The organism is Acanthopleuribacter pedis (assembly GCF_017377855.1).
GTDB lineage: Bacteria > Acidobacteriota > Holophagae > Acanthopleuribacterales > Acanthopleuribacteraceae > Acanthopleuribacter > Acanthopleuribacter pedis.
On the sequence record NZ_JAFREP010000032.1, the window covers coordinates 88,614 to 106,691 of the forward strand.

Below are 18,078 nucleotides of genomic sequence, written 5' to 3' on the forward strand. Positions count from 1 at the left end.
CCCACCTCACAAGAGACGTATATGGTGAAACCCACCAAAACAGGGCGCGGCGTTTCCCCAAAACTTTTTTTATACAAATTTACCTGCCAGAATTCGCACCGCAATAAAATTTAATCTAAACATCTTATTTAACCAATGTTAGCTCCATCTTCATCAATCACCCAAGAACCGACTTTCGAAGCTTATAACAGCGCTAACCTTTACGCTCGCAAACATTTCAGTTTCAGATACACCGTGCTGTGAAAAAATACAGATTGCCATATAAGACTTCTGTTATATGTCCGTGTTTCGGCGATTTTTCGTCACCGCCACGGGGATACGCCACCTCGTTCTTTCGGGTATACCGCCAACTTTAGGTTTGACAACGAAGTCCAAGCTCATTAGGTTAAAGGCACTTCTGCTATCGATTGCTCTAAATCAAATATATCCCGTCTGAAAAGCTGCCGCGAACATTCGTAAACCGGACACCGGCTAACCGACGCGCTCCTATCAACGATTAGCCCCGGCGAATACATATGGTTATCTGACATCCAATTCGCCGAGCCCCGTCCCCGTCCTTGACCTTGTCCTTAGTCCTGACGCGGCGCATTCAGTTTCGGAGAAAAGGACAATTCATGAACAACCTTGGAAGTCGTTCTCAAGGTCGTTGTTCTCATCCACACCAGTGGGAACAACAGCCGGTGGTACGTCGCTTGTCCGGCGTCACCACCCTTTCGCTTATGCTTCTGACCTTCGTTGCGCTGACATTCTCGGCCGTTGCGCAAGATACCCGCACGGAACCCGAGGTTCGCACCACACCGTGGGTGGGCGATCCCGTCAAACCCTACATCATCGAAACGGACTTACGCACCCTGCCGATTCGTCCCATCTGGCAACCCGGCGACGCGATTAAAGAAGTCCCCCGTCTGCGCCGCACCCCCGACTTAGTCAACCCAAAACCCGCCGGCCAAATCGACCCCCTTTTGCGGAACCAAACGATTGTTGACGGCACCGTACCCGTAAACGCGGCTTTCCCCGACACCGACATCAACATGGACGGTCAAGGTTTTGCCGGTGTTAACCCTCCCGACACCGTGGGCGACGTCGGCCTGAACTACTACATCCAAGCCATTAACGGCGCGGGTGGCGCCACCTTCACCGTCTATGACAAAACCGACGGCACCTTGGTCGCGGGCCCCTTCACGCTGGACAGCTTCGGCACCGGCGGCTGCGGCGCGGGCCTCGGCGACCCCATCGTGCTTTACGACCAAGAAGCCAACCGTTGGATGATCAGTGAGTTCGCCAGCGGCGCCAATATCCTTTGCGTTTACGTATCCCGCACCGACGATCCCATCGCCGGTGGTTGGAACGCTTACGCCTTCCCCACCCCTTCCTTCCCGGATTACCCCAAATACGGCATCATGGGCGACGCCTACTACGTGGGCACCAACGAAGCCGACACCGCATTGTACGCGCTGGACCGCAACGCCATGCTCGCCGGTGAAACCGCCACCGCGCAACGGTTCACCATCCCCGACCTGGGCGGTTTCGGCTTCCAAATGATCACCCCCGCCGACCACGACGGTGCCACCGCGCCTCCCGCGAACGCACCCGGTATCTTCATGCGTCACCGTGACGACGAAGTACACAACACCGGCGGCGACACCTCAGCCGACTTCCTCGAAATCTTCGAGTTCAACGTTGACTTCGACACCCCCGCCAACTCCGCGTTGGTCGGTCCCTTCTCGATCCCTGTTACCGAGTTCGACTCCTCCCTTTGCGGTTTGACGTCGTTCTCTTGTTTCCCTCAACCCGGTTCCTCCGTGCGCCTCGACCCCCTGCGTGAGGTCGTGATGTACCGCTTGCAATACCGTAACTTCGGTCCCTACGAAGTTCTGGTCGGTAACTTTGTCGTCGACGTCGACGGCAACGACCGCGGCGGTATCCGCTGGTTCGAACTGCGCAAAAGCGGCGACCAACCGTGGGAACTCTTCCAAGAAGGTACCTACTCGCCCGACAGCGACAACCGTTTCATGGCCGCCATCTCCATGGACGGCAACGGCAACATCGCCTTGGCGTACAACGTATCCAGCACGACCCAAGCGCCCAGCTTGCGCTACACCGGTCGTTTGGCCACCGATCCCCTGGGCACCATGCCTCAAGGTGAGCACTCCATCGTGGAAGGCACCACGGCCAACGCCTCCAACCGCTACGGTGATTACAGCGCGCTGAACGTGGACCCTTCCACCGATTGTTCCTTCTGGTTCACCGGTGAATACAACGCGGCCTCCACCTGGAGCACCCGCATCGCCAACTTCGGCTTCGACGAATGCCGCGCCTGCGACAATCCGCCCGCCGATCCCACCAACCTGACCGTCGCCAACGAAGGCGACAACCGCATTGCGCTGACCTGGGACGAGGTACCCGGCGCGACCAGCTACCGCGTGTACCGCGCTCAAGCTGCCTGCCCCACCTCGCGCTTCCAATTCCTCGCCGGCGACATCACCCGCAACGCGTTTGTTGACACCGACGTATCCGGCGGCCTCACCTACGCTTACGTGGTTCGCGCCTTCGGCGACTGCGAATCCGGTAACTCCAACTGCGCGGACGTCACCGCCACCGGTTCCTGCCGCATTCCACCCGAGTTCGCCGGCCTGCAGAGCGTCGACGTGACCAACGAAGAAATCTGCTCCTTGTCCCTTACTTGGGAAGAAGCACGTCCTTCTTGCGGCCAAGGCGTTTCTTACGCTGTCTACCGCTCTACCGTTGAAGACTTCACCCCATCTCGCGCGAACTTGATCGCAAGCTGCGTGAATGAAACCCGTTACCTCGACGCCGACATCGATTCCGGCGTGACCTACTACTACATCGTGCGTGCCGAGGACGACACCACCGACGGCAACGGTCCCTGCAACGGCGGCAACCGCGACGACAACACGGTTCGCGTCAGCGGTCTGGCTGTCGGCCCTGAAATCGTTGTCTTCAGCGACGACTTCACCGCCGGTCTCGACAACTGGTCCACCGTTCCCGGCGACGGCGACGGCGGCGGTACCGAACGTTGGGAAATTTCCACCGTTAACAGCAACTCCGCGCCCAACGCCTTGTTCGCCAGCGACGAACCCGACACCAAAGACCAAACCGCGGCATTGGTTGAAGCGGTTATGTTGCCTGCCGGCCTGCCCGCCAAAATGACCTTTTTCCAGAACTACCAAATGGAAAGTGGTTTCGACGGCGGCGTGTTGGAATACTCCGTTGACGGCGGCGCCAACTGGTTCGACATCCTCGCCGGTAACGGCGACGGCATTCCCGCCAACGCCAACCGTTTCGTCAGCAACGGCTACAACGACGACATCTCCACCTTCTTCGGCAACCCCTTGGGCGGCCGTGACGCCTGGACCGGTCGCAGCGACGGTTTCATTCAAACCGAAGTTGACCTGAGCGACTTTGCCGGTCAAGCCCTGCAGATCCGTTTCCGCATCGGCTGTGACACCTCGATTTCCGCCCCGGGCTGGTGGGTTGACGATGTGGTCATCGCCTCGGTTGAGCCTTGCTACAGCGAACCTTGTTCGTACGAGCTCAGCGCCGACAGCACCGAGTTCACCCGTGACGGCGGACGTGCACGCGTCGAAGTCACCACCAACCGTGAAAACTGCGAATGGACCCCGGTCAGCGACAGCGACTGGTTGACCATTCTCGGCGACGACGAAGCAACCGGTAACGGCATGTTCGGTGTTGAAGCAGCACCCAACACCTTGCCTGACGCCCGTACCGCCACGGTAACCGTGGCCGACCAAACCATCACCTTCACCCAGGAACGCGGTAACCAAGCACCTGAAGCGAGTTTCACCATCGACATCGACGAAGTGACGGTTAACCTGACCGACACCTCCGTGGACCCCGACGGCGAAATCGTTGAGCGCTTGTGGGACTTCGGCAACGGCGACACTTCTACCGAGGCCAATCCTTCCTACTTCTACCGTCACCCCGGCACCTACACCATCACCCTGACCGTCACCGACAACCTGGGCGATTCCGACAGCGTAAGCGAAACCGTTGAACTGGAACTGACCGGTCCTCCGTTCATCCTCAACGGCGAAACCATCGACGGTCTCAACGCCGATACCTTCGAGTGGATCTACTACCGCTTGATCGTTCCCGAAAACGCGGTTGATCTGAACATCTCCATCGACGGCGGCACCGGCGACGCGGACCTCTACACCCGCTTCGGCGCCGCACCCACCAAGTTCGACTTCAACTGTCGCCCCATGAAAACGGGCAACACCGAAAGCTGCTTCATCGCGCAACCCGAGGCCGGCGTTTACTACATCGGCCTGTGGGCTTACAGCGACTTCGACGATGTCAGCTTGAGCGTCAGCTTCCTGGTGAACGAAGGCGGCGTCGGCTTCACCGAAACCGACCTGTCCGCTGATAAAGACGAATGGCTGTACTTCACCATCGAAGTCCCCGAGGGCCGCGGCCGTCTGGAACTCGCCATGAGCGGTGGCACCGGTGACGGCGATCTCTACGTTCGCTACGGTGCAGAACCCAACAAAGACGAATTCGACCAACGTGGTTACCTGAAAGGCAACAACGAGTCGATCCGCGTCACCAACCCCCGTGCCGGAACCTACCACATCGGCATTCGTGCGTACCAGGCCTTTGAGGGCGTCACCCTCGAGGCGTACCACTACAACCCCTAATCCTTACCGACATCGGTAATCAAAAAGGGCGTCGACCTTCGGGTCGGCGCTTTTTTTATGTATTCAAAATTATGTGACCAAGATTTTCTTTTTTCAGCACTCATACCTGGAGATTTCGCCGCCGGCGCTTTAGATTAGAGAGATCGCCGTACAAAAAATTAGGGGTATGCCGTTGTTTAAGAAACCTTGGCTTCTGCTGTGTGCTTGTGTGTTGTTCCCATCCCACCTTTGGTCCCAAGACGATCTCCCGTGGGCGGTATTTACCGCCGCCGGGCCGAGTTTTAGCTACATGGCGTTTCCCAACGATCCGGTAACCGTCGAAATCACCGGCGCAAGCGGCGAAAACCTCACCTATGCCTGGGATTTCGGCAACGGCACCACGGGCGAAGGCGCGAATCCCGAATGGTCCTACCCCGAGGCCGGGGTCTACCAAGTCAGCCTGGTGGTTCGCGACGACCAAAGCCGCGAGAGCACGCCGTTCCGCCGCTGGATGTTTGTGCAAGACCCGCGCGTCGCCGCCGACGCGGCCCAAATTCCCCCCTGGCCGTTTTTCAACCGGCCGGATGACCGCGCCGCCTTACCCCACGGCCAACCCGTCTCTTTTCAAGGCCACGGTTACGACAGTCAAGGCCACGCCGTCACCCTGTATTGGGATTTCGGTGACGGGACCCTGCTGCAAGACGTGACCGAACCGCGGCATACCTTTCCCGCGCCGGGAACCTGGAACGTCAACCTCTTCGCGATTGACGAAACCGGTTACATCCAAGCCAACCTCAACTTCATCGCCCTATATATATATGAAGGCGATCCCCCCGCCGAGGGCACCATTGTGGCACCCATCGCCAACAACGCGGTGACCGGTGATTATGAAATCGGGGTGGGCGAATCGGTTACCTTGATGGGCGACGTCACCGTGGCCGAAGCATTGGGCGAGGCAACCGGTTACTGGAACATTTACGACCTGGGTCAAGGTACCCAGTCCGAACTCGAAGGCATCAATCCCCCGCCGCAAACCTGGCCGGCGGGCCGTTACCAGGCGTTTTTCATCGGCGGCGTCGCCGGGCGCCCCGAACTCAGCGATCCCCTGGTGGAAAGCGTGTTTATTTGGGTTCGCGACGACAACCGCGCCCCCTTCAATGCGACCATCGTTGAACCCAACCACGACTTCAGCATGCCACCCGGCGCACCACTCGGCCTTTCCGGTCTGGCCGAGGATTTGGACGGCGACGAACTCTGCTACAAATGGGACATCGAGCGTTATCCCTGGGGTAGCCAACCCGCGTTGACCTTTGACCAGCCCTTTATCGATCAGGTCAATTTAACCGAACCCGGCCTGTACCGCATCAACCTGCGGGTGGAAGACGGCATGGGCGCCGCTACCATGGCCCGAAGCCGATTCGTCCAGGTTCTTCCCGCCGAGGAAACGGGAAGCGAACCCATCGACCTGCAAGTGCGCCCCGCGGCGCCGAGCGAAACCCTTCTGAGCGGCCCACGGGGCATCGCCTTTTCCTTTGCCGTCGAAATTGCCACCAACAACCCGGAGGCCGTCACCACCGTCTTGTGGGACTTCAGCGACGGTCGCCAAGAAGTCGGCGCGACCCTTGCCACGCCCGTCGCCTTTGAAGAACCCGGCTGGTACCCAATCCGGGTTTTTGTGCAGGATCACCATGGATTCTGGACCTTCGCCGATCTGTACTCTCTTTTTATCTACGGTGACAACATGCCGCCCAACGCCGAAATCGCCGAACCCGTGCGCAACGCACGCAACAGCAGCAACGAAGCGGTCCACGCGGTGCCTGTCGGCGAGACGGTTTCATTGCGCGGCGTCGCAACCGATACCGACGGACAGACCCCGCTACAAAGCGTATGGTGGGTCGACGGTGAATTCTACGACATCGGTGAAACACCGCCGCCTCTGACCTTTAATGAACCGGGTATCCACCAGATCGAATACTTCGTGACCGACGCCGCCGGGCTGAGCAACCCTTTCCCCGCGTCACGCCTGATCCAGGTGATTGATCCCAGCTTAGAACCGCAACCTGAAATTGTGTTTCCCGACGGCCATATCACCCTTTCACCGGGAGACAGCATGCGCTTTGAAGCCGTGGGCCGCGATCCCAACGGCTTGGCGATGACCTATACCTGGAACTTCGGCGGCGGCGCCCATGTCGCCGAGGCCGTGGGTTCGGTCGTCCACGGCATTGTGTTTCCCAACGCCTCCGCGGCAAACGAACCTTTTACCGTATCGCTGAGCGCGCGCACCGCGTTCACCAACAGCAGCCAACCCGCCACGCTTTCCGTCACCGTGCGACAAATCGAAGACGCGCGTTTGGAGCCCAACAACAATCTCGACCAAGCCAGCCCGTTGGGCCAAGGCTCCTACAGCGGTTTGCAGCTCACCAGCGAAGACCCGGTCGACGTCTTCCAATTTAGCTTGGATCGCGAGGAACGCGACCTGCGTTTCCAAATCGAAGGTACCGACGAAGCCTTGGATTTAACCCTTTACCGACGCACGGCGGCGGGCGACACGCTTTTGCAGAGCAGCCGCGCGACGGCCGACAGTTTTGTGGTGCAACAAGCGCCGCCCGGCGATTACGCCGTGGCAATTCGTTTATCGGCAAGTGGCGAGAAACGGCGCCGCATGTTGCGCTACGGCTTTAGCATCAATACGTTACGTCCCTCGTTGTTTCTCCCGCTGGTCGTTGAAGACGGCAACTTGCAATCGACGGTGGGCTTGGTTAATCCAACCGGGGCGGAAGCCTTGCTCGCCATCCAAGGTCTCACGGCCGAGGGTGAGGTGGTGGTCCAGGTCAGCCGGACCTTGGCGGCAGGCGCCCAATTGCTGCAAGATGCGGTCAGCTTATTCGGCGACGGCGCGGAGGGCCCCGTCGCCCGCCAGGTCCGTTGGGTGCGGGTGCAGTCGGATCGCCGCGTGATCGGTTACCTCAACGCCGCGAGCGCGGACCAAACGCGGCTGCTGAGTGTGGCGGGCACGGCCAACCTGTCGGCGGCGGTGACGGTGCCCCACATCGCCAACCCCGACAATGGCTGGTACACGCGTGCGATTGTCATCAACGGCGACGACCGCGACAACGCCATCCAGTTCAACGGCCCCGACGGCAGTTTCCCGATTCGGCAAAGCGCCAAGGCCGACAGTCAAACCGACGTGCGTTTTAGCCAAGTTATTCCCCGGCCTTTGCCAGGTTGGGGCGCGTTTGAAACCCCGTCGGGTCGGGCGGGTTTGGCCGGGGTCGAGGTTTTCGGCCGTACCGACAGCCACCGGGAATCGGCGGGTATTGAAATGATTCCAACCCGTCGCGAAAACCCCAACTTCACCTACATCGCCAACGATTTGTACTTCACCCACATCGCCGCCGACACCCTCAACTGGTGGACAGGCATCTCGCTGATCAACGTAAGCGACCAGACGGCAAGCTTCCGCCTGACCGGTTACAACGCGGCCGGTCAGGTCGTGTTTGAGGATCCCAACATGAGCCTGCCACCGGGCGGAAAGCTGCTGCGCACGGCGCGTGACCTGTTCGGCGAAACCAGCGTCGACTGGTTAAAGGTCGAAGGGGACGGCCGTTTAACGGGCTTTGAATTGTTCGGCGACCACGGCCTGAACCGCTTGGCGGGCCTCCAGGCGGCAAGCGCCCTCAGCGACGAGCTGTACTTCCCCCACCTAACCCTATCGGCAGGCCGCACCTGGACCGGCATCTCGTTGCTAAACGTCGGCAGCCGCGAAACCACGGTCACGGTGCGCGCCTACAATGCCAACGGCGCGGTGGTGGCGGAAACGCAAAACACGCTGGCGGCCAACAGCAAGTGGGTCGCCCTGGCCCAAGACCTATTCGGCGCAAACGCTCCCCTGGCCAACGCGGCCTACATCCACGTGGAAGGCGACCAGGCCTCCCTATGCGGCTTCCAACTGTTCGGCACCTTAAGCGCCACCGGCCTCGGCGAACAACTCGCGGGCCTCGCCGCCGTGCCCTATTAACTTCTCGATTCACCATTTTCGGCTTCAAAGACAGGGACCATCCCCGACCATGAAACAAAACCAAAAGATAACCGTTAAACAAAAAACGGTTAGAAGGAAGGCGACTTTCCGCCTCCCTCATCCAAAACACATGCCCGCTAGGTCAAAATTGAAGACAGCGACTCAAGGTAGGGCACGCTTACAAAGCGTTCTCCCTAAAGCATTTAATTTCCAGATTCATCCCTTAGTAAGTACAGATTTCAGATAAACCCACCATAATTCACATCCGTATCAAGTGAAATGGTAAAATGCACGATGGCTCTGATGTGTCTATCCATCGCACCCCGATCAGGAAGGATTCATGGAAAGTGAAATTTCATCAAAAATCGTTCAGACAGTTAGAGATTACAAAGGTAGCGCTCCTGTTGAGACCGTTGAGCTAAGAACCGGTATTGGCGAAGGGTCCCTCAGGGAAATTGTAGGCAGGAGCAAAATTCTCTCGATTGACCCTGACAAAAAAATTGTCATTTTCAAACAACGAAAAAACACCCAAAAATAGCCCATCTACTTTCAAAAAAAACGCAAGCGTTTTTTTCTTGCTCGCGCCATCTCCGCCAGGCTAGTATAGATACCTATCGTTCTTATTTTCAGAAGAAGGTATCAATGCTGGGAACCTTTCCACCCTGGATGCAGGTGGCGCTTGCTTTATCGGTGGTGAATTTTTTGACTTCCAGAGCGATTGTCGCCCAGGCGCTACAAAAACAACCCGAACTAAAGAAGCTAGGTTATTGGCGCGTTCGCAACCTCTCTTATCATCTCTACATAGCAGGGTACTGCATTGTAAACAGCGTTCTATACTTCCTTGTCGAGTTTAATGTTTTTCCCATAAGTACCTCTGGGGACTTATGGGCGCCTTTGTTTATTGGTTTTATGGGGAGTCACATCCTTAACTTGCCTCTAAACCCAAACAGTTCAAAACCAATCACTATTGCCCAAGTCCTTCAATTCGATAATGATGAATTCCTCAGAACGCTTGAAGACAAAATAAAGAGCGATGTTAAACGGTACATTAATGAAAAAATAAAAGATCCTGTCTTTGATTCTCGCGATGAGTTCATTCTAATTCTTATGAACAGCCTTCCTTACGGTCTCAGCGAAGAAGACAAGGAGATTTTTGAGAGCGCCCTTGTTACAAAATCTCCCGACTACAATCTTGGGATATTTTTCGCAATTAATTTTGGAAAACGCCATTTAGACGATGCTTTGGATCGCGAACATGGGAAGAAGATTTTGAACGATTTTCAGAAGAACGGCAATGGCGCAACGAATGGCGCCCATGAATCATCCTGACCTTATCCTCAGCCAACCTTGAAATGCTTGAAAAACGCATTGGGTTTGTACAAGTTGTCCGCCAGGAATCCGACCGCCCGCGCCCCCTTCTATTTAAATCCCGGACGCGCGATATTTTCTCTCTCGGCAAACCTTTTCCCAGGCCACAATTTATTCCATTCGCGCTATGTTCGACGTCTCTACCAGAGCCGACGATCACTCGCTCGCTCAAGACAGCGAGCTTATACCTAAAGTGAGCCAGTCACCCAAGTGCCGCAACCTTTTCCACTAGCCCGCATTGCTCACAAGAAGCTCTACTCCGAAGTTGAAATAGCTGCAATGACTTAGGTTACTTGGTCGGACAAGCCTCGACGTAGTGCTGCTACGCCTTCGTTTGCCCTCGGACGCAACCTGTGTCCTCACAGCGATTTCAAAGCCTCGCAACGAATGCTGGTGAGAAGTGAGGGCTAGGAGAAAAACTTGATTGCCCTTTTTTTAAAAGAAATCGCCCTTATAATCCCCAAGAGCAGTCAAAGAGCCGTCGACCCGACGGCTACAAGCCTCACTCTACAAATGTGTGATTTAGAGAATCTGGCGAGCAAAACTTGCTTGGCAAGCGAACTGCTCCTCAGACAGACCGCTTTCTATTTTGGTGTCTATTGGCTCAACCTTTTTTATTTATAAGTCTTTTTCCGAACTCATCACCCCAAGAAAAGGGCGTGAGATCACTGACCAATGCCGCAGCGGCATAAAGTAAACCTATTCAATACAACCATTTGCAAACCTTACTTTGCGTCCTATCGCACGTAAAACCCCGGTGTCGCGCCTTAGGCCTTCACCACTGATTCCTACCTATGGAGACACGATGAACTTTCTAAGAACGACAGCCCTGCTGTCACTCTGTCTTTCCCTGTGCGTTATCCAAACCTCGGCAGCACTCGGTCAAGACCACTGGACCGTGCCGCTGGGAGAAGGCTTCTACAAGGATGCCTTGCTCAACGGGGGGCCCGGGGTCAAAGCCACTCCCGCCCGCCATTTCGAAATGATGGGGTTAACGGCTGAAGATCTTTCCACGGTTGAATGTGACGAACATTTTGACTTTTTTCAGCACGCCTTCTCCGGCGACGCGACCGACCTCAATGGGCGCCTGCTCTATCCCGACGGCAGCCCTCGCTTCCGCATCATGACCGTCGGCGGCGCAGCCGGTGAAACCTTTTACGACGATGACTGCAGCCGCCCCATTCACGACAACGACAGCTGGATGTATGGCGCGAGCCGTCTCGCCGGCCATATCGACAATACGAACCGACGCAATCCTCTGGGACAAACGGGCAAAGAGGTTTTTCAAACTTTTTTGCATAACGGCGGAAGCTACAGCGGCTTTTGCGCCGGCGCAGCACTGGTTTCAAGAACACTGCTTCATTTCTACGATGCCCCAAACAATCCCATGCCCGATGGCTCATGGAACTGGCATGTCGGAACCGTTCTTAGAGATTATTTCCCCAGTATCCCCAACCCGATCCGAGGCGGCCCCGGCACAGTAGGCGGCGGCACACTGCCAACCACAACCGCGCATCATCTCGGGATCGACATTCTGGCTTCGGGCCTTTATCTGAATCCTGATCCACATGCAGCTCCCCTTACGGCAAACCTGGCGTGGGCCTATGATTTGCCTCAGGATGGCGCGGGGCGTTTGGTTGTATCCGGCGCTCACCCCGAGCAGCGCAACAACGCCTCGGGCAACGATTTGACCGCCGCAATTTACAGTCACGCGATTGCGGGCAACGGCCCGGTTCGCATCAAACAAGTGCCTTTGCAAAACGGAACAACCCGCGTCATGGACCGCGAAACCAGCGACCACGACCCCGAATACACCAAAATCGGCGACAAGCAGATTCACCACTTTCGTTTCCAAGTCACCAACAGCAACCAACGCCATTTGCTGCTCCATCTCCTCGGTGAACCCGGCTACGATTTCAACCTGTACCTCAACAAGAACGAACCCGCCTTCGGCAGCACGGCCCAGTACCGCCAAACCGCCAATGGTTCGGACAAAACCATCACGCCGGCCAACCTGAGCGTGGGCACCTGGTACGTCGGCGTTGAATTGGAAACCACGGTGGATGCGGTGCTCGATCACCAACTGCGCATCGTTTACCAAGGCGCCTTGGAAGTGCTCAACGGCATCGGCTACAACCTGACCGCAACTTGGGACAGCCAACCGATTGAGGTCTGCCACGAAAGCATCGACAACGTCACCATCAGCAGCCAAGTCAATGAAGGTAGCAACACGCCGATCCAATGGCAGGCGGCCTGTTTTGAAGCGGGTCAAACCGCGACGATTGAATTGGTCGACGCCGGTACGGATGAAATCGTGCGCACGCTGACCAACAACTTTGTGCTCAGCAATGGCGCGAACAACTTCACCTGGAACGTCAACCACGACAACGGCACCTACTACCTGCGTGTCAGCGCCACCCAAAACACCATCCTTTACGACGAAAGCGACACCTTCCAGGTGGTGAACCCGCAATTCAACATTGCCCAGCCCTCGGTGAGCGGCCAAACCTTGAACCTCAACTGGAACTGGAGCGGCCCCAACAGCACCATCAACATCGATCTGTACAAAAACGGCGTTTATCACAGCCGTCTCGGCAGCAACATCAACCAAGCCGGCGGCCAGAACCAGTGGAGTTGGACCGCTGTTCATGGCTGGGAAGCGGGTGCAAGCTACCGTGTTCGCCTGCAAACCCTGAACCTGTCACCCTCCGTCGCCGCCTATAGTCCGCACTTCACGGTCACCCAAAGCGGTGGTTTGTCCATCAGCGGGGCGGATGTCGACGCGGAAAACGGGGTGCTTTACTTGACCAACTGCAGCGTGGGTTCGACCTGTTCCTCCCTCATCACGCTGGTGTCGCCCAACAGCGCGCGGCGCTACCAGGTTGAAGTCGGCAACCTCGACGCACCACCCGCTTTTGTGGTGAATGACCCCAACCCCACCTACTTCTGGACCGAGGCCGGTTGCCGCGATACGAGCCAATCCGGCCAAGTCCTCGCCTTGCAGCCAGGTGTACCTTGCCAACTGAGCGTTCACTTAAAGGTGGGACGCGCGCTGCCGGACGGCACCCAAAAGCTCCGGCTCACCAGCCTGGACGGCGGGGCGCCGGCGGTGGTCGAATTCGAGATCTGTATTAATTGCCGCTAACTCTTTTTTAACCAAAAGGCCGGGTACCGATTGACGTCGGTGTCCGGCCTTTCTTTTTTGGCGTGGCCGGGTACCCCGGCGTGCTTCCCCGGCCCGGGTTTTGGACAGCCACGCCCACCCGGGACGGGGTTATCTTTGATGCGGCATTGTGAGAATTGGTTCTCAACACACATCTTAAGTGCTTTCCGACATTTACAAAAGACAACCGTAAATACGTTGGTTCCTCGCGGAATTTTCGTTTGACAACCTTGGTAAAGGCTCATAGTGTAAAGACTTCTCTTACACTCCTTTTACATTCAATCTTCGTACCCGTTTCCGCGACTTGGTTCTTCCTCGCGTGGCCGTCTTGCAACCCACGGTGATCCCTTACACCGTCTCATCCGTTGGCATTGTCCTCTGACCTTGTCCTTTTCACTTCGCTGAAGCCCAACATGGACGACCATTGCGTCAGCATCAGAACGCGGTAGACGGGTCAAAAGGACACGTCTCATGTTCAACCTTGGTTTTCGTTCGCTCGGAACCGAATCGCGGTCGCTGCAAACCGCCTCGGATTTCCGTTTTCATCGGTGCACCCCCCGCTCACATTGGGTGCTGGTTCTGTGCAGCTTCCTCTTTTGTATGACGGCCCTCGCCCAAGACGACGGCCAAACACAGGTCATCACCCAACCCTGGGTGGGCGAAGCGGTCACCCCGTATGTCATTGAAACCGACCTTCGTTCGCTGCCGATCCGAAGCATTTGGCAGCCAGGCGATCCGATTAAGGAAGTGCCGCGTCGCACGCGCAACACCCTCGGCGTATTTCCCAAACCCGCCAAACAAATCGACGGCTTGTTGGAACAACAAGAATCGGTTCACGGTTTGGTTCCCATTAACCAGGCGTTCCCCTCCCCCGATGTGAACATCGCGGGTCAGGGCTTTTCCGGGGTGAACCCACCGGACACGGTCGGCGACGTCGGTACCAACTACTACATCCAATCGATCAACGGCAGTGGCGGCGCCACCTTCACGGTGTACGACAAAAACAACGGCAACCTGGTCGCCGGCCCGTTTAACCTCGATGGTTTCGGCAGCGGCGGTTGCGGGAGCGGTTTGGGTGATCCCATCATTTTGTTCGACCAAGCGGCCAATCGCTGGATGATCAGCGAATTCGCCAGCGGCTCGAACATTTTGTGCGTGTACGTTTCGCGGACGGAAGACCCGGTCAGCGGCGGTTGGTACGCCTACGCGTTTAACACGCCCAGCTTCCCGGATTATCCCAAATACGGGGTTTGGAACGATGCCTACTACGTGGGCACCAACGAATCCAGCACCAGCCTGTACGCGCTGGATCGTACGGCCATGTTGGCGGGTCAACCGGCGACATCACAGCGTTTCACCATCCCCGACTTGGCCGGATTTGGTTTCCAAATGATCACCCCGGCCGACCATGACGGCGCCACCCCGGCCCCCAACGACGAACCCGGCATCTTCATGCGTCACCGTGACGACGAAGTTCACGACAGCAACAACAACAGCGCCGAGGACTACCTGGAAATCTACGAGTTCAGCGTCGATTTCGCGGACAGCAACAACTCGGCCGTCACCGGTCCGATCCGTATCCCGATTAGCGAGTTCGACTCAACCTTATGCGGGCTGACCTCGTTTAACTGCTTCCCACAGCCAGGCAGCAGTACCACCTTGGATCCCCTGCGCGAGGTCGTGATGAACCGGTTGCAGTACCGCAACTTCGGGACCCACCAAACCCTGGTCGGTAACTTCGTGACGGACGTTAACGGCAACAACCGCGGCGGTATTCGTTGGTTTGAACTGCGCAAAACCGGCAGCGGCCCCTGGACGCTGTACCAAGAAGGAACCTTCTCCCCCGACGCCGACAACCGATTCATGGGCGCGATCTCCATGGACGGCAACGGCAACATCGCCTTGGGTTACAACGTGTCCAGTTCCTCGACGGCACCCAGCCTGCGTTACGTGGGCCGCTTGGCGAGTGATCCCCTCGGTACCCTGCCGCAGGGTGAATACACCATCGTCGACGGCAGCGCGGCCAACAACTCCAACCGCTACGGCGACTACAGCGCCATGGGCGTCGACCCGGTTACAGACTGCTCCTTCTGGTTCACGGGCCAGTACAATACCAGCGGTTCTTGGTCGACCCGCATCGCCAACTTCGGCTTTGAGGCGTGCAGCGGTTGCGACAACCCACCGGCGGCACCAAGTGGTCTGAATGCTTCCGCATCCGGCGACAACCAAATCAGCCTGAGCTGGAACACGGCGGCGGGCGCGACGAGCTACCGCGTTTACCGCGCGGTCCAGGGTTGCCCGGCTGATAACGCCACCTTGCTGGCCGACAATGTGGCGGGTACGAGCTACACGGACACGGATGTCGCGGGCGGCACCACCTACGCCTATGTGGTGCGCGCGGTGGCCGACAACTGCGAATCCGACAACTCGAATTGTGCAGAGGCGGTCGGCGTGGGTCCGTGCACCACGGCCCCAACCTTCGCGGGTATCCAATCGGTTACCTCCGCGGGCACCTCGGCCTGTGCGCTGAACCTGAGCTGGAACGCGGCGACGGCTAACTGCGGCGCCTCGGTGACCTACCACGTCTACCGCGGTAGCAGCGATTCCTTCACCCCCAACGCGAGCAATCGCGTGGCAAGCTGCCTGACGGCCACCACCTGGACGGATACGAACGTCACCTCCGGCACCACCTATTTCTACATCGTCCGTGCCGAGGACGACACCAACTTCGGCAACGGTCCCTGTAACAGCGGCAACAGCGACGCCAACACCACGGCCTTGGGCGCGGCGCCCGGCGGTCCGGTCGACGTGGCTTTTGCCGACGATTTCGCGGTTGACGCGTCTCAATGGGTGCTCGAAGCCGGTCCCGGCAACACGGGTTCCACCAGCGCCTGGGCCTTGGTTTCCACCGACAGCAACTCCGCACCCAACAGTTTGTTCGTCAGCGACGAAGCCAACATCAAGGACCAAGTCGCGGCGGTCGCCGGCGCGATTAACCTGCCCGCGGGCAACGCGGCTTCCCTGAGCTTCGCCCATCGCTACGACACGGAATCCACCTACGACGGCGGCGTGCTTGAGTACTCCGTCGACGGCACCAACTGGTTCGACATCCTCGCGGGCGACGGCGCATCAATCCCGGCCAACGCCGACCGCTTCAGCACCAACGGCTACCAAAGCACGATCAGCACGAGTTACAACAGCCCCATCGGCGGTCGCGCCGCTTGGTCCGGCAACTCGAGCGGCTTTATTGTGACGGAAGTCAATCTGGCTGATTTCGCGGGCAACGACCTGTTCCTGCGCTGGCGTTTGGCCTGTGATTCCTCGGTCGGCGGCAACGGCTGGTGGATCGACGATATTTCCGTAAGTGCGGCAAGCGACTGTGGCGGCACCACAACCTGTACCTACCAAGTCACGGCCGCCGCCGATACCTTCCCTGCCGAGGGCGGTACCATCGCGGTCACGGTTGACACAAACCTCCCCGATTGCAGTTGGTCCACGACCACCTTTGATCCCTGGATCACCATCCTCGCGGGCAGCAACAACCAGGGTGATCTCACCTTCGATGTGCGCGCCACGGAAAACACCACGGGTCAGGCCCGTACCGGCAGCGTTCGCATCGCGGGCGAAACCCTGACCTTTAACCAACCTGGCGTGAACAGCGCGCCGACGATCAGCATCGACAGCCCCGCCGACGGCGATCAGTTCAACCAAGGTGACACGGTTACCTTCAGCGGCAGCGCTCAAGACGCCGAGGACGGCGACTTAAGTGCTTCCATCACCTGGTCCAGCTCGCTTGACGGCAACCTGGGGACCGGTGCCTCGCTGGACCGTTCCGACCTGTCCGCGGGCAACCACAGCATCACCGCCTCGGTTACCGACAGCAACGGCGACGGCACCTCGGCTTCGATTGCGATCAGCGTCAACGGCCTACCGCAAGCGGGCTTCACGGTTGCGGTCGACGGCTTGACGATCAACCTGACCGATACCAGCAGCGACGACGGCTCGATTGCCGCCCGCAACTGGGATTTCGGCGACGGCAACGGATCGAGCGACACCAACCCCAGCCACACCTACACGGCGGACGGCACCTACACGGTGACCCTCACGGTCACGGACAACGACGGTGCAACGGCGAGTACGTCCCAAGACGTTTCCGTGAGCGACAGCGGCATTCCCACCCTGGAAAACCAGGTTCCCGTTAGCGGATTGAGCGCGGCAACCGGTGAATGGTTGTACTTCCGGTTTGTGGTACCCGAGGGCGCGAGCAACCTCGACGTACTCATCTCCGGCGGCACGGGCGACGCGGACCTGTACACCCGCTTCGGCGCGGAACCCACGGAAACGGAATACGACTGTCGCCCTTTCCGCGCGGGCAACAGCGAATCCTGTAACGAAGCCACACCGGCGGCGGGCGAGTACTTCATTGGTATTCGCGGCTACAGCGCCTTCAGCGGCGTCACCGTCATCGCCTCCTACGAAACCTCGGTTCCCGGCGACGGCTTCACCGAAACCGGTTTGGGCGCGAGCCGCAACAACTGGGTGTACTTCGAAATCGAGGTCCCCGCGGGTCGCGCACGTCTGGACATCGACATCAGCGGCGGCAGCGGCGACGCGGATCTTTACATCCGTTTCGGTGCCCAGCCCACCACCACGGCATACGATGAACGGCCGTACCTGAACGGCAACGAGGAAAGCGTTTCCATCGCCAACCCCGCGGCCGGTACCTACTTCATCGGGGTACGTGCCTACCGTACCTACCGTGATGTAACGCTGAACGCCTACCACTTCGAGTAAGCTTCAGTTTTATAAAAACCGTTAGGACCGGTAGGAACCGTTAGGACCGGTAGGAACCGTTAGGACCGGGCGTGAAC

The 18,078-nt window shown here is 58.1% G+C and carries 7 protein-coding genes; all 7 read left to right on the plus strand.

The window, feature by feature from the left end; translation table 11 throughout:
• The first annotated feature begins 614 nt into the window (after window positions 1–614).
• The 7 genes from J3U88_RS27215 to J3U88_RS27245 all read left to right on the plus strand — a co-directional run bounded on the left by J3U88_RS27215 (window position 615) and on the right by J3U88_RS27245 (window position 18,001).
• Window positions 615–4,679, plus strand: coding sequence for a pre-peptidase C-terminal domain-containing protein (locus J3U88_RS27215; RefSeq protein ID WP_207862165.1), 4,065 nt, complete (start codon window positions 615–617; stop codon window positions 4,677–4,679).
• 172 nt (window positions 4,680–4,851) lie between these two features.
• Complete coding sequence (locus tag J3U88_RS27220; RefSeq protein ID WP_207862166.1) at window positions 4,852–8,676, plus strand: PKD domain-containing protein; 3,825 nt, start codon at window positions 4,852–4,854, stop codon at window positions 8,674–8,676.
• A gap of 340 nt (window positions 8,677–9,016) precedes the next feature.
• The gene (locus J3U88_RS27225; protein WP_207862167.1) at window positions 9,017–9,214 is read left to right on the plus strand and encodes a hypothetical protein; all 198 of its coding nucleotides are present in this window, start codon (window positions 9,017–9,019) and stop codon (window positions 9,212–9,214) included.
• A gap of 104 nt (window positions 9,215–9,318) precedes the next feature.
• Window positions 9,319–10,005, plus strand: a complete 687-nt coding sequence (locus J3U88_RS27230) for a hypothetical protein (protein WP_207862168.1) — start codon at window positions 9,319–9,321, stop codon at window positions 10,003–10,005.
• A gap of 459 nt (window positions 10,006–10,464) precedes the next feature.
• Window positions 10,465–10,668, plus strand: coding sequence for a hypothetical protein (locus tag J3U88_RS27235; protein WP_207862169.1), 204 nt, complete (start codon window positions 10,465–10,467; stop codon window positions 10,666–10,668).
• A 181-nt stretch (window positions 10,669–10,849) separates the two neighbouring features.
• Window positions 10,850–13,189, plus strand: coding sequence for a hypothetical protein (locus J3U88_RS27240; RefSeq protein ID WP_207862170.1), 2,340 nt, complete (start codon window positions 10,850–10,852; stop codon window positions 13,187–13,189).
• Window positions 13,190–13,678: 489 nt separating this feature from the next.
• Complete coding sequence (locus J3U88_RS27245) at window positions 13,679–18,001, plus strand: pre-peptidase C-terminal domain-containing protein (protein ID WP_207862171.1); 4,323 nt, start codon at window positions 13,679–13,681, stop codon at window positions 17,999–18,001.
• Window positions 18,002–18,078: the final 77 nt, after the last annotated feature.

Excerpts from the sequence above, each read along its gene's own strand:
- J3U88_RS27240 (WP_207862170.1), top strand. The coding sequence starts at position 10,850 with ATGAACTTTCTAAGAACGACAGCCCTGCTGTCACTCTGTCTTTCCCTG.
- J3U88_RS27225 (WP_207862167.1), top strand. The coding sequence starts at position 9,017 with ATGGAAAGTGAAATTTCATCAAAAATCGTTCAGACAGTTAGAGATTAC.
- J3U88_RS27245 (WP_207862171.1), top strand. The coding sequence starts at position 13,679 with ATGTTCAACCTTGGTTTTCGTTCGCTCGGAACCGAATCGCGGTCGCTG.
- J3U88_RS27230 (WP_207862168.1), top strand. The coding sequence starts at position 9,319 with ATGCTGGGAACCTTTCCACCCTGGATGCAGGTGGCGCTTGCTTTATCG.
- J3U88_RS27215 (WP_207862165.1), top strand. The coding sequence starts at position 615 with ATGAACAACCTTGGAAGTCGTTCTCAAGGTCGTTGTTCTCATCCACAC.